General features: G+C 62.6%; 11 protein-coding genes and 2 tRNA genes. 7 read left to right on the top strand and 6 right to left on the bottom strand.

The features are described 5' to 3' along the window. Positions 1–36: 36 nt before the first annotated feature. From LDZ26_RS07410 to LDZ26_RS07400, 3 genes are all read right to left on the bottom strand, one after another. Positions 37–1,257, bottom strand: a complete 1,221-nt coding sequence (locus tag LDZ26_RS07410; protein WP_244846581.1) for an MFS transporter — start codon at positions 1,255–1,257, stop codon at positions 37–39. Positions 1,258–1,548: 291 nt separating this feature from the next. Then, positions 1,549–1,635, bottom strand: a tRNA-Leu gene (locus tag LDZ26_RS07405). A gap of 135 nt (positions 1,636–1,770) precedes the next feature. Beyond that, positions 1,771–1,857 (bottom strand) — tRNA-Leu (locus LDZ26_RS07400). Positions 1,858–2,112: 255 nt separating this feature from the next. Here LDZ26_RS07400 and rnr point away from each other — a divergent pair. The 6 genes from rnr (at position 2,113) to rpiA (ending at position 8,494) form a co-directional block, all read left to right on the top strand. After that, entirely contained in the window at positions 2,113–4,590 is a 2,478-nt protein-coding gene (gene rnr, locus LDZ26_RS07395) for a ribonuclease R (protein ID WP_244846580.1), read from the top strand. 97 nt (positions 4,591–4,687) lie between these two features. After that, positions 4,688–5,431 (top strand): 23S rRNA (guanosine(2251)-2'-O)-methyltransferase RlmB, encoded by a 744-nt coding sequence (gene rlmB, locus LDZ26_RS07390; RefSeq protein WP_244846579.1) that lies wholly within the window; start codon positions 4,688–4,690, stop codon positions 5,429–5,431. Between the two features lie 36 nt (positions 5,432–5,467). After that, complete coding sequence (locus LDZ26_RS07385; protein WP_244846577.1) at positions 5,468–6,472, top strand: HNH endonuclease; 1,005 nt, start codon at positions 5,468–5,470, stop codon at positions 6,470–6,472. A gap of 2 nt (positions 6,473–6,474) precedes the next feature. Then, complete coding sequence (locus LDZ26_RS07380; protein WP_244849080.1) at positions 6,475–7,308, top strand: N-acetylmuramoyl-L-alanine amidase; 834 nt, start codon at positions 6,475–6,477, stop codon at positions 7,306–7,308. Between the two features lie 24 nt (positions 7,309–7,332). After that, positions 7,333–7,728, top strand: a complete 396-nt coding sequence (locus tag LDZ26_RS07375) for a SirB2 family protein (RefSeq protein WP_244846574.1) — start codon at positions 7,333–7,335, stop codon at positions 7,726–7,728. A 79-nt stretch (positions 7,729–7,807) separates the two neighbouring features. Beyond that, positions 7,808–8,494, top strand: coding sequence for a ribose-5-phosphate isomerase RpiA (gene rpiA / locus LDZ26_RS07370; protein ID WP_244846571.1), 687 nt, complete (start codon positions 7,808–7,810; stop codon positions 8,492–8,494). Between the two features lie 71 nt (positions 8,495–8,565). On the opposite strand, the gene LDZ26_RS07365 is transcribed toward rpiA, so the two are convergent. The 3 genes from LDZ26_RS07365 to LDZ26_RS07355 all read right to left on the bottom strand — a co-directional run bounded on the left by LDZ26_RS07365 (position 8,566) and on the right by LDZ26_RS07355 (position 12,676). Further along, positions 8,566–9,966 carry an undecaprenyl-phosphate glucose phosphotransferase gene (locus tag LDZ26_RS07365; protein ID WP_244846568.1) on the bottom strand — a complete coding sequence of 467 codons (1,401 nt, stop codon included), beginning with the start codon at positions 9,964–9,966 and terminating at the stop codon, positions 8,566–8,568. Positions 9,967–9,994: 28 nt separating this feature from the next. Then, complete coding sequence (locus LDZ26_RS07360) at positions 9,995–10,741, bottom strand: Crp/Fnr family transcriptional regulator (protein ID WP_159836384.1); 747 nt, start codon at positions 10,739–10,741, stop codon at positions 9,995–9,997. A 948-nt stretch (positions 10,742–11,689) separates the two neighbouring features. Beyond that, positions 11,690–12,676, bottom strand: coding sequence for a DUF1839 family protein (locus LDZ26_RS07355; RefSeq protein ID WP_244846565.1), 987 nt, complete (start codon positions 12,674–12,676; stop codon positions 11,690–11,692). Positions 12,677–13,158: 482 nt separating this feature from the next. Here LDZ26_RS07355 and LDZ26_RS07350 point away from each other — a divergent pair, with 482 nt between their 5' ends. Beyond that, entirely contained in the window at positions 13,159–13,692 is a 534-nt protein-coding gene (locus LDZ26_RS07350; RefSeq protein WP_244846562.1) for a GNAT family N-acetyltransferase, read from the top strand. Positions 13,693–13,718 lie beyond the last annotated feature (26 nt).

Raw genomic sequence — 13,718 nt, 5'->3', positions numbered from 1 at the left:
GTGGGGTGAGGCGTTTCGACAGGTCCGCCCCAAGCCCTATCCCGTCGCCCCCACTTCCTGCGCCGACCGCGTCATATCGATCCCCCTTCGCTCCCGGCTAAAGAAAATCAACGCCGCGATCACCACCGCGACGGTACCCGCGACGATCGCCATCGCCATGCCGTAGTTGTTTCCGTGAGAAGTGGCAATCGACGCCTGCATCGTCGCATTGATTGCGGCCAGCAAATTGCCCAGTTGATACACGAGCCCAGGAAAAGTGGCGCGAATCTCATCCGGCGATATCTCGTTCAAATGCACCGGAATCACGCCCCACGCGCCTTGCACTGAGATCTGCATCAGAAACGCGCCGATTGCCAGCGCAACCGGAGTCACCGAAAACGCCCACACATAAAGTACCGGCAACGCAATCAGTGCGGCGATGAAAATCGTCACGCGCCGCCCGATTCGCTCCGACAACGACCCGAAAAACAGCCCTCCGACAATCGCGCCGATATTCAGCACGATGGTAATGATGGACACCGTATGCGGATCGAAGTGATGCTGTTCGCGCAAAAACGTCGGATAAAGATCCTGCGTGCCGTGCGAGAAGAAATTGAATGCGGTCATCAGAACGATCGCGTAGAGAGAAAGCGTCCAGTTCTGTTTGAGCGTCGCGAGGAGGCCCGGACGTTTGCGCTTTTCCATCGCTTGCCATGCGGGCGATTCGGGCACATGCGCGCGAACATAAAGCACGAGCAGCGCGGGCGCCACGCCGACGAAAAACATCCCGCGCCAGCCGACGAACTGATACAGCACGCCGAATACGATTGACGCGAGCAGATAACCGCTCGGATAACCGGCTTGCAGCAAGCCGGAGACGAAGCCGCGCGCCTTGGGCGGCACGGTTTCCATCGTCAGGGCAGAACCGACGCCCCATTCACCGCCCATCGCGATGCCGAAGAGCGAGCGCAAGATGAGAAGCGTCGTCAGATTGGGAGAGAGGCCGGATAGCAATTCCAGCAATGAATAACACGCGATATTCACCATCAGCGTCGGACGGCGGCCGAACTTGTCCGCGAGCCGGCCGAAAATCAGCGCGCCGATAGGGCGCATGGCGAGCGTGAGCGTGATCGCAAACGCGACTTCGGGAATCTTCGTGTTGAATTCCGCGGCGATGTCTTTCAGGACGAAAACCATCAGGAAGAAATCGAATGCGTCCAGCGTCCAGCCGAGATAAGCGGCAATCGTCACGTTTCTTTGTTCTCGCGTCCAACTCATCGCCTCGGTCTCCGAATCAGTATTGATCAGCTTGATATGCAATGCGGTTGCACGCGGCGCTCATGCGGTCACGCGGGCAGGACGAGTGTACGCCGCTGTTTACGAGCGTGCTGAACGTTACTGATGGAGAAAAGACGATAGCGCGGCCGATCCATTCATTTCGCTTTAACCCGGTCAGAAGCCGAATAAAAACGAAAGCAAAACGAAGCCGCTTATAAGAAAGAAAACCGCGCGCGGAAAACAAAAAGCCCCACGTGCATTTGCGTGGGGCTTTTCGCGGGAAAGGGACCTTGGTGCCCAGGAGAGGACTCGAACCTCCACGGTGTTGCCACCGCTAGGACCTGAACCTAGTGCGTCTACCAATTCCGCCACCTGGGCCAAGGGGTACAGCGAGCCCGCTATTTTAGCGGGAAGCCGAGCCGTGTCAACTGCGCTTCACGACTGGCAGGAGCCGAAAAACACGGTCTCCGCATAAAAAGAAAACGCCACCCGAAGGTGGCGTTTCCTGACATCTGGTGCCCAAGAGAGGACTCGAACCTCCACGGTGTTGCCACCGCTAGGACCTGAACCTAGTGCGTCTACCAATTCCGCCACCTGGGCAAGGGTGCGTTGCTGCGTATTTCTTTGTCTGCGTCAGCAGCAAAGAACGCCATTATAGCGACTCGCGAGCCGCTGTCAAGCGTTTCATCGCCGGTCGCGGCGGGGCCAGCGTTTGCTGCAATGGCAACGAGCAAGCGCCGGCCTGGCGGCCGGAGTCCACAATAGGCAGTGTTAGAATGATTTCAACGATTGCCGCTCGACTAACGGCAAAACACGGCGAAAGTCCAGTCCAACGAGAAGAACTCTATTAAGCCCTTGAGCAAATATCCGTATCCGATTCCCAGCCGCGAAGAGATTCTCGGTGTGCTGCGCACGAGCGAAACGCCTCACTCCGCGAACGACATCGCCGAGGCCCTGTCGATCAAGCGCCAGGAGCGCGAAGGATTTTTCAAGCGACTGGCGGCCATGGAACGCGACGGGCAGATTCGGCTCGACAAGCGCGGCCATTATCAGCTCACGCATCCGTCGAACTTCGTCGCGGGGCGCGTGCAAGGTCATCGCGACGGCTTCGGTTTCCTGATCCGCGATGACGGCCAGGACGATCTGTTCCTGCCCAACGGCGAAATGCAGAAGGTCATGCACAACGACCGCGTGCTCGCGCGCATCGTTGGCTACGACCGGCGCGGGCGGCCCGAAGGCCATATCGTCGAAGTCACCGACCGCGCGAACAAGCGCATCATCGGGCGGCTCGTGAATGAAAACGGCGCGCTCATTCTCGTGCCGGAAGACAAGCGCATCGGCCACGACATTCTCATCACGCAGAACCCGAAGAAGGCGAAAGTGGGGCAGGTCGTGTCCGTGGATCTGACGGACTTTCCGAGCCGCCATTCGCAGCCGCTCGGGCGCGTGGCCGAAGTGATCGGCGATATCGACGATCCCGGCATGGAAATCGAGATCGCGGTGCGCAAGTACGGCGTGCCGCATCAGTTCAGCGATGCGGCGCTCGCCGCCGCCGCGAAGCTGCCCGACGAAGTGCGGCCGGTGGACATCCGCCATCGCGTCGATCTGCGCGACGTGCCGCTCGTCACGATCGACGGCGAAGACGCCCGCGACTTCGACGACGCCGTGTATTGCGAGCCCGTCGCCGTCGGCCGCGGACAGGGCTTCCGCCTGCTCGTGGCGATCGCCGACGTGTCGCACTACGTGCGCCCGAACGAGCCGCTCGATGTCGACGCGCTGGACCGCAGCACGTCGGTGTACTTCCCGCGCCGCGTGATCCCGATGCTGCCCGAGAAGCTCTCGAACGGGCTGTGCTCGCTGAACCCGGACGTCGACCGCTGCGTGCTCGTGTGCGACATGATCATCACGGCGCGCGGCGAGATCAAGGCGTACCAGTTCTATCCGGGCGTCATGCACTCGGCGGCGCGGCTCACGTACACCGAAGTCGCGGCCGTGCTCGCCAACACCAAGGGCCCGGAAGCCGCGCGGCGCGCGGAACTGGTGCCGCAGTTGCAGAACCTTTACGGCGTCTTCAAGGCGTTGCACGCGGCTCGCCAGAAGCGCGGCGCGATCGACTTCGACACGACGGAGACGTATATCGTCGTGAACTCGCAGGGCAAGATCGAGCAGATTTTGCCGCGTCATCGCAACGACGCGCATCGGCTGATCGAAGAGTGCATGCTCGCGGCGAACGTCTGCGCGGCGGACTTTCTGAAGCGCAACAAGCATCCGGGCCTGTACCGCGTGCACGCGGGGCCGACCGAGGAAAAGCTCGAAAACCTGCGCCAGTTTCTGCGTGGCGTCGGCCTGACGCTGACGGGCGGCGACAAGCCGCACGCGAGCGACTACGCCGCGCTGATCGCGCAAATCCGCGACCGGCCCGACGCGCAGATGCTTCAGTCGATGGTGCTGCGATCGATGCAGCAGGCCGTCTACAGTCCGGACAACATCGGTCACTTCGGGCTCGCGTACGAGGCCTACGCGCACTTCACGAGCCCGATTCGCCGCTATCCCGACCTGCTCACGCACCGCGCCATTTACGCGATTCTGCAGGGCAAGAAATACGTGCCGGATATCGGCCATGACGTTTCGCTGAGCACGGGCTTGACGAAAGCCGCGCGCGAAATGCAACTGGCCGACGACAGCGCGCGCGGCCGGTCGCGCAACAGTGTCGCGGTGTGGGAAGAACTCGGCCTGCATTGCTCGTCGAACGAGCGTCGCGCCGACGAAGCGTCACGCGACGTCGAAGCCTGGCTCAAGTGCTATTTCATGCGCGACAAGCTCGGCGAGGAATACGGCGGCATGGTGAACGGCGTGACGTCGTTCGGCATCTTCGTGCAGCTGGACTCGCTCTTCATCGAAGGGCTCGTGCATGTGACGGAGCTCGGCTCGGACTACTTCCAGTACGACGAGATCAAGAACGAGCTGCGCGGCGAGCGCACCGGCATCCGCTATCGCATGTTCGATCGCGTGCGCGTGCAGGTGGGCCGCGTCGATCTCGATGCACGCAAGATCGACTTCCGTCTGGTGCGCGATACGCCCGTGAAGCCGTCGCCGCGTTCGTCGTCGGGCGCGGGCGATCACGGCGCCTCGGGCGCGAATGGCGCGAATGGCGCAGCGGGTCCGCGCATTCGTCCGCTGAACGACGACGCGCCGAGCACGCGTCAGCGCGGCGGCACGAAGAAGGGCGCATCACCGGCGGCGCGCGGCGGCGCGGCGAAGAAACGCGGGGGGACGTCCAACTCGGCGTCGAAGTCGGCGGCGCAGGGGCGGCCGGCGCGCAAGAAACGCTAGGCGGCGCTCATCGCGTCAACGAATACGCGCGGTCCGGTGCGCTTTGCGCCGGGCCGCGTCGTGCTTTTCATGGTCATCACGAAGGTTCGAATCAGTCATGTCTCGTCTCAAGGTTCTTTACGGGTTCCACGCGGTGACGGCGCGCGTGCGGGCGGATGCCTCGTCTATCGAGGAAGTGTTGTACGACCCCACGCGGAAGGACCGGCGCATGCAGGACTTCCTGCGTGCCGCGAAGGACGCGGGCGTGCGTCTGATCGCCGCCGACGAAGGGCGTCTGTGGGGCCTCGCGGGCAATATCCAGCATCAGGGCGTGATGGCCCGCGCGCACGACTTGCCGCTCGCGCAGAACCTCGCCGAACTGCTCGACGGCATCTCGGGAACGCCGTTGCTGCTCGTGCTGGACGGCGTCACCGACCCGCATAACCTCGGCGCATGCCTGCGCGTCGCGGACGCGGCGGGCGCGCACGCGGTCATCGCGCCGCGCGATCGTTCGGCGGGCCTCAACGCGACCGCCGCGAAAGTGGCGAGCGGCGCGGCCGAAAGCGTGCCGTACATCACGGTGACGAACCTGGCGCGCGCGCTGCGCGAACTGAAGGACGCCGGCGTCTGGGTGATCGGCACGGCAGGCGAAGCGACGGCGAGCGTCTACGAGACGAAGCTCGACGGCCCGGTGGCGATCGTCGTGGGCGCGGAAGGGGAGGGCATGCGCCGCCTCACGCGCGAAACGTGCGACGAGATCATGCATATCCCGATGGCGGGCGCGGTGGAGAGCCTGAACGTGTCGGTGGCGAGCGGGGTGTGCCTGTTCGAGGCCGTGCGGCAGAGGATGGTGAAGAAGTAACTTAACAATACCGACGGACGTGGCAGTAACTTGTCGATGGCATCCCTGAACACGCTTCTTCAACAATTGGCTCCTCGTCACCGAGCTGCCTTGCAATGGTTCCAAACTAACAAGGGCCAAGAGATAGCCTGGCCTAAGCCCTTGCCCGATGGAACATTCCTCGTCAATAAGGCCAAGGGAATTCACAAACCTGCTGGTCTGGAATACGCCGTCAGCGTGCGTCAATCGCTGAATGGGCCTTATGCAGATCATGACCCAACTGCAAATCCAGACGGGTCATGGACATATCGGTATTTCCAGGAACAGCAGGACCCGAGCAAGCGCGACAGTCAATTCACCAATCTCGCTCTGCTAGCCTGTCAGCGAGACGGGATTCCGGTCGGGGTCATGCGCCAAGTCAAAGCTAAGCCCCAGCCGCGCTACCTGGTGCTAGGCTTGGCATTCGTGACGGGTTGGCACGAGGGCTACTTTCAGTTGGTTGGTCCGAGCGGAGATCGCTACGATGACTTTGCGCAACAAATAGATCTACTTGAGGAGGCGATCCATACATCCGCCCCGTTTCGCCCTTCGAGTGTTGAAGACGCCCGCCGATGGGTGGAAGCGTCGATAGTTTTGCGTGAAGGTCAACCGGCATTCCGCCGATCCATGCTTGAAGCTTACGAACGCCGCTGCGCCATCTCCGGATGCGATGTGATTCCGGTCCTGGAAGCAGCGCACATTTGCCGGTACATGGGCAAAGAAACCAACGTCGTCTCAAACGGACTCTTGCTTCGGTCCGACCTGCACACGCTCTACGACCGCGCATTGATTGCCATCGAGCCCGACACACTTCGTGTAATGGTTTCTCCAGAGCTAAGGCACAGTGAATACGAGCGGCTCGCCGGTCAGTCGATCCGATTACCGAGGAACCCTGAGTCTCGGCCGAGCTTCGACGCACTCTTGGCTCATGCGCTCTTCGTCCGTTCGATATGGGACGGTTCGAATGATGGGGACGCGCGACGACGCGAACAGGCCGGCTATGAGCGTGGGATGCATTCGTGAACATCAATCGCACGTTCGCACGCCTAACCGCACTACTGCTCGCTCTAACACTCACCGCCTGCACCCCCACCATGCAAAACCGCGGCACCTACATCGCCGACACCCAACACCACGCGAAAAACGCCGATTCGCGCGTGCGTTTCCTCGTCATGCACTACACGGAAATCGACGAAGCGCGCTCGCTCGCCGTCCTCACGGGCGATGAGGTCAGCGTCCACTACGTCGTGCCGGACGCGCCGCGCATCGAGAACGGCGAGCCGGTCGTCTATCAACTCGTGCCCGAAGACAAGCGCGCGTGGCATGCCGGCCAGAGCTACTGGCAGGGCGCGACGGAACTGAACGCGTCGTCCATCGGCATCGAAAACGTGAATCTCGGACCGATCGATACCCCCGCCGGCCGAACCTGGCAGCCGTATCCGCCCGCGCAGGTCGATGCGCTCGTGAAGCTCTCGCGCGACATCGTCGAGCGATACGGCATTCCGCCGACGCGCGTGGTCGGCCATAGCGATATCGCGCCGCAGCGCAAGATCGATCCCGGCCCGCTCTTTCCGTGGCGCACGCTGTACGAGGCGGGCATCGGCGCATGGCCCGACGACGCGACCGTCGCCGCGCATCTCGCGGGCCGCGATCCCAAAGCGCCGTGCGACGTGCGCGCGTTGCAGGAAAAGCTGAAACGCTACGGCTACGACGTCGCCACCGACGGCATCCTCGACGAGAAGACGCGCCGCGTCTTCGGCGCGTTCCAGATGCACTTCCGGCCCTCGGACTACGCGGGCGACGCGGACGCGCAAACCGACGCCATCGCGCAGGCCTTGCTGGACAAGTACTTCCCCTGACCGTTGCGTTAGACAAAAGAAGAAATGGGCGACTATTTTCTGCCGCTGCGCGCGCTCCATATGACGTGCGCGGGCCTGAGCATCGCGGGCTTCGTTGTGCGCTGGATCTGGATGCTGACGGACTCGCGCCTTCTCGCCGCGCGCGCGACCAGAATCGTGCCGCATATCGTCGATACGCTCTTGCTCGCGAGCGCCGTTGCGCTCGTCGCGATCATCGGCTTCGGGCCGAACGCGGCGTGGCTCGGCGCGAAAATCGCCGGCCTCGTCGTCTACATCGTGCTCGGCACGTTTTCCCTCAAGCGCGGCCGCACGAAAGGCGCACGCGCTGTTTTCGGCGTGCTGGCGGCCATCGTGTTCGCGTTCATCGCGTCCGTCGCGCGCACGCACGATCCGCTCGGATTCCTGCACGGCATGCTCTGACCGCCTGCGCAAAAAGCGCGGGAAGGCGGCGCGCGCTCCGATAAAATCGCGTTTTACCCTCACGCGCAGCACCATTTCCATGACTCAGGACGAACTCAAGCAGCGCGTCGGCCAGGCCGCGGCCGACTACGTGAACGCGCACGTGCCCGAAGGCTCGATCATCGGCGTCGGCACCGGATCGACGGCCAATTGCTTCATCGACGCGCTGGCCGCCTCGAAAGCGCGTTATCGCGGGGCCGTTTCGAGTTCGCTCGCGACGACGGCGCGGCTCGAATCGCACGGCTTCAAGGTGTTCGACCTGAACGACGTGGACACGCTGCCGGTCTACGTGGACGGCGCCGACGAGATCGACGCGAGCGGCGCGATGATCAAAGGCGGCGGCGGGGCGCTCACGCGCGAGAAGATCGTGGCGTCGGTGGCGGAGGTATTCGTGTGCATTGCGGATGCGAGCAAGCGCGTCGACGTGATGGGCACGTTCCCGCTGCCCATCGAAGTGGTGCCGATGGCGCGCACCGCGATCGGCCGCAAGGTCACCGCGCTCGGCGGCGTGCCGATCGTGCGCGTGACGCAGGACGGCATGCCGTTTATCACCGACAACGGCAACGAGATCATCGACGTGAAGGGCCTCTCCATTACGGACCCGCGCGGACTCGAAGCGCAGATCAACGCGTGGCCGGGCGTGGTGACGGTGGGTCTGTTCGCGGCGCGCGGCGCGGACCTGTGCCTGCTCGGCACGGAGCAGGGCGTCGAGCGCATCGACTACTGAAGCGCCTTAGCCAAGCGCAACGGGCCCGGCAACGCGAGTCGCCGGGCCCGTTTTCTTTCGATGCAGCGCGCTCAGTACGCGTTTCGTCCGATGAAGCCCTTGAACAGCGTCATCGCGACGATCTTGATGTCGAACCAGAACGACCAGTTGTGAATGTAGAACAGGTCGAATTTCACGCGGTTCTGCATCTTCTCGACCTTCTCGGTCGCGCCGCGATAGCCGTTCACCTGCGCCCAGCCGGTAATGCCCGGCTTGATGCGGTAGCGGAACATGTAGCCGTAGACGAGATCCTTGTACAGATCGTCGTGTTCGATCGCATGCGGACGCGGCCCGACCACCGACATGTCGCCGAACAGCACGTTGATGAACTGCGGCAGTTCGTCGAGGCTCGTGCGGCGCAGGAAAGCGCCGATCTTCGTCACGCGCGGGTCGTTGCGCGTCGCCTGCGTCACGTGTCCCTTCGACTCGCGATGCACGGCCATCGAACGGAACTTGTAGATCTTGAACGGCCGTCCGTCGGCGCCCTTGCGGTTCTGCGTGAAGAACACCGGCCCTTCGGACGTGGCCTTGATCGCGATCGCAATGCTGATCATGATCGGCGAGAGCGCGAGCAGCGCGGCCGCGGCAAAGCAGCGGTCGAACAGCATCTTCGGCCACATCTGCAAGGTGCTGACAGGCGACGTCGTCAGGTTGATGGTCGCGAGCCCCGCGACATCGGTCATCGAATGATTGAAGAGCGAGATGCTGCGCGTGTCCGGAATGAGCCGCAGATTCACGAAGTCGTGCCGCAGCGCATGCACGAAGCGATAGATCGTGTGTTCCTGCGAAAGCGGCAGCGCGAGCCACACTTCGTTGATGTCCTCGGCGCGCACTTTCTCGACGAGCTCGTCGAAATCGTTGAGCACCGGCAGGCGCATGGACGCGCCGGGCCGGCTGCCGAGGCCGCTCGCATGCAGTTCTTCGTCGCCCGTCGTGTCGAGCAGACAGACGGGCGTGAAGCCTTGCTCGGGCGTGCTCGACAGATGCGCGAGCAGCGTGCGCGCGAAGCCCTGCGCGCCGACGATCGCCACCGTGCGCTGGTTGAAGCCGCGGCCGCGCATGATACGAAGGCTCGCGTACACCACGCATTTCGCGACCACGATGAGCGCGCCGGAGATGAGCGTCGAATACGTGAACCACAGCCGCGACACCGCATCCATGCGATGCAGCGTGAAGGCGAGCAGAAGCGCCGCGGCGGCCACCGTCATCCACGCGAGCGTGACGCGCGCCAGCATCATCGGAAGCGGCTTGCCGCGCCAGGCTTCGTACACGCCGAACGTCGGGAACAACAGCAATGCCAGCACGCTATTGAATGCGATCAGGAGCTTCTCGATATCGCTGAATTCGAGCGAGGAAAAGCGCATCGAATGCGCGATCACCCCGCCCGCGATGACGAAGAACACGTCCAGACAGCGCGCTGTCCAGCCGAACATATCGTGACTTTTATTGTGCATCCGTATCTCAGACACTGGAGGCCGAAGCCGTCTCCTGCGCGCGCAGACGCGGCAGCAGGCGGTCGAACTCACGTTTGACGAGGCCGTAGCATTCGCAGGCGCGCGCTTCCAGCCCTTCGCGATCCACCACCTTGATGCAGCCGCGGCTATGGTGGATGAGGCCCGCATCGTGCAGCTTGCCGGCCGCTTCGGTCACGCCTTCGCGGCGCACGCCGAGCATGTCGGCAATCAGCTGCTGCGTGACTTGCAGTTCGTTCGACGCGGTGCGGTCGATTTCGATCAGAAGCCAGCGGCACAACTGCTTGTTAAGCGAATGATGACGATTACATGCTGCGGTCTGCGCGACTTGCGTGAGCAGGGCCTGCATGTAGAGGAGCATCAGGCGGCGCAGAAAGTCCGAACGTCCGAACTGTTCGCGCAGCGCCTGGGCGCTCATGCGATACGCAAAGCCCGGGCACTGCACCTGGACACGCGTGGGCATGGTTTCGCCGCCGGTCAGGACCGGCACGCCCGTCATGCCTTCGCGGCCGACTGCGGCGATTTCGACCGACCCGCCGTCTTCCATCGTATGCAGCAAAGAAATGATGGCGGTGGTCGGGAAGTACACGTGATGAATACGTTGGCCCGAATCGCAGAGCAGTTGCTCGGTGCGGAGTTGAACCAGTTCGAGATGCGGAGTCAGAGCTTGCCACTCATGTGCCGGAAGGGCGCCGAGGAGGTGGTTGCCGTGCAGGTCGGACTGAAGGGTCAGCATGTTTGTTCTCTCGTAACTTCGCGCGTTGCGCTTCACTTTTTTCTTTACTGGTGTGATCGTTCTCGGGTCGCGTCTGTCGCGGCTATGAAAACGTCTCACACCAGCCCCGTTTAACAGCCCGTGCTCGCTTGAGTTGATTTAGTAGATCGCGTCGCTTCGGGTTGCGCGACTCTTTTAGCGAGGACTGTGCCAATGCGGCGAACGTCAATGCTGGTGGGGCCTCACTGCTCGAACCCCCACTGTGGTGCGGCGCAGCGTCGTCTTTTTGTTTCAGTCTTGAACATCGGTGGTCTTAGGAATCCCCATGCGCCCGGAGGGGTATCGTCAGCGCAAACCGCTCGCGGACGGGGCCGGGCTTTGACGATCACCGTGCGATAAGCCTCAGAGGCCCGCGTCCCGCCGAGAGAACCCCTCCTTTTGTAGGGACATTGAAAATTGATTCATCTGTGTTCCATCATGTTCGTGCCCTAACGAACGCGCTGCCGCCGCAAGCCCTCTTGCCTCCCGCGAGAGCCTTGCTGCACAAGCCTTGGCGCGCAGTGAAGAATGTGTTCCATGGCAATTTCGCAAACGGCTAAACGTTGCGCCCGTTGCACGAAACGGCTCGTCTGTGGGCTAGGCCGCGCCCGAATGCGTGAATCGTGCCTGCAAGAGGGCGTGACTTCGCCCACATAGGGCATGGGAGCGACCGGCTTTTCCCTCAAAAACCCCGATGCGCGCGTCAAACGTTTGCGAAAGGCGCATGGGTTCCGAGCGTCGACCCGATATCCGGGCGTGCGTGACGAACGTATGGAACGCGCCATTACGCAGCGCGGAAATGTTTCATCGGGGACAATAGGATCGTTGCCGCTCGTCGCATCTCACCATGCGGGCGTGAAATGCGCATGACGCGACGGGAATCATCGCGATGTCATGCGCGTGTGGGCGACGCACACCGCAGTCGAACGATCAGCAGACGATAGCCGCCAGCGTGGGCACCACGCGTTCATACGCGGCTTCCATGATGTCGAACGACGCGTCGCAGAGATCCGCTTGCCCGTTCGCAAGCGCCCTCGCGAGCCGGCATTGCAGAGCCATCGCTTCGCTCGCAATCGCGCGCGCGCCCACGTGGGTCGTCACCGGAATGTCGAAGCCCTGTTCGCGCATCCATTCGAGGTAATGAGCGAGCAGTTCGAAGTTGCCGCCGAGCTGACGCATCACATGAGACGCATAAGGCCGCGCATACGCTTCTCCGCGCTCGAGCATCGTTTCGACGTGTGCGGGAAACGCGCTGCGCCAGCGCGATATCGGGTTGTGCATCGGACGGCGCAGCAGATGCGCGCACAACAGGTCCGCCGACGCTTCCGCAAGCGGTGTCCCGCCGAGCGATTCGCGCGCGCGCTTGACGAACTCGACATGCGGGAACAGTGCTTGCCCTTGCGTTGTGCCCGTTGCACCGGTTGAAGCCGCATCGTGCGCAGTGCTGGTTCCCAGCACGCCGTCGTAGTCGTCGCCGTGAAGAAGGTGATAACCGCTGTGATGAAAGTAACCGAGTCGTCGTGCGTTGGGGTCGATCACATCGATGGCGATGGTCGTCTTCACATGCTCGCGCCGATAGTGAGTCGCGCGCATGTCGGGCAAGAAGAAGGCATCGCCCTCGACGAGCACCGTATTGCCCCGGCGCGTTTGCACGAGCGCGCGTTCTTCGAGCGAGCCGAATACGGCGAGTTCGTGGACCTGCAGGCCGTACAGCTTTTCGATGTCTTCACGAGGCGGACGGCCGAGCGTGAACTGATCGTCCTCGAAGTCCTGCGCGACCGTGTAGGCCAGCATGGCAAGCGGTTCGAGTTGATTGCCATGCAGGAGTTCGATCCACAGATCGACAGGGTCCGCTCCATCGCGCCAGATGCGTTCGGCACGATGCAGCCCATGCGCGCGATGACGTTTCGCGCGCATGCGCAAAGGGTCGAGTGAAACGACGCGTGAACGACTGACGCCGGAACTCGTCATACCGCTGGTATGAAACGCGCTCATGGGCTTACCTCGGGCCTGAAAAGCCGGCAACCGATACCGCGTGCGCGCCGAAGCATTCGTTGTTTTTACCTGCGCTTTTATCGCCTTTGTTTTTATCGCTTATTGAGGCGCCGCGTTCAATGGCGGGTTGCATTGTGATTTTCCCATGAAGGTGCGCAACGACGCGAGCGCTATCGCGGCACGTGCGCGAGTCGCCCGCGTGGCGCGGGACTCGGCTGAGATGTCGTGATGGATCTCGTGAAGGCGTCCTTTTCCCCGAAGACGCCCTCTTGTGTGGTTGACCTTATTTGACGGGGCTGCAAGCCCTGGAGTCGGTGCGCCCCCGCACTGAAAGCTTGTTTCGCGGGACGTAACGTTCAATCGTCGCAACGCCGGTGAGAAACCGGCAGCAAGGAGAACAACCAATGAATTGGAAGACCCTGGATTTCGAACAGCTCACTGCGCGCGAGCTTTATCTGATTCTGCGTGCGCGCAGTGCGGTGTTCGTCGTCGAGCAGTCGCATGTGCATCTCGATGCGGACGGCCGCGATGAAACCGGCGTGCACGTCTTCGCAACCGACGACATGACGCGCCCGATGCCGGTGCTCGCTTACGCCCGCATCCACGAAGGCGATATCGAAGATCCCGAAGTCGTCGTGGACAAAATCCTGACGAGTCCGCTGCGCCGTGGCGATGGCACCGCGCACGCGCTCATCGAGCGCGTGCTCAACGTGTGCGCCGAACGTTGGCCGGGCCGCGCGGTGCGGCTAACGGCGCCCGTGAGTTTGCGTGCGTTCTACGAAGCGTTCGGCTTTCGCAAGACCGAGGGGCCGTTCCTCGAACACGGCATGCCCTACATCGGTCTGACAAGAAAAAGCCGCACGGCGCGCGAAACGAGCGCCAGCAAGTCGCAGCAAGCGGGCGCCAACGCGTTCGCCAATACGTACGAACTGCTCTGAAGCGAGACGCGCGCCCCGAGTCTTTC

Source organism: Caballeronia sp. SL2Y3 (genome assembly GCF_022879575.1).
Lineage (GTDB): Bacteria > Pseudomonadota > Gammaproteobacteria > Burkholderiales > Burkholderiaceae > Caballeronia.
Note: the sequence above shows the minus strand (reverse complement) of the source record. Positions and strands in the feature narration are given on the sequence as shown.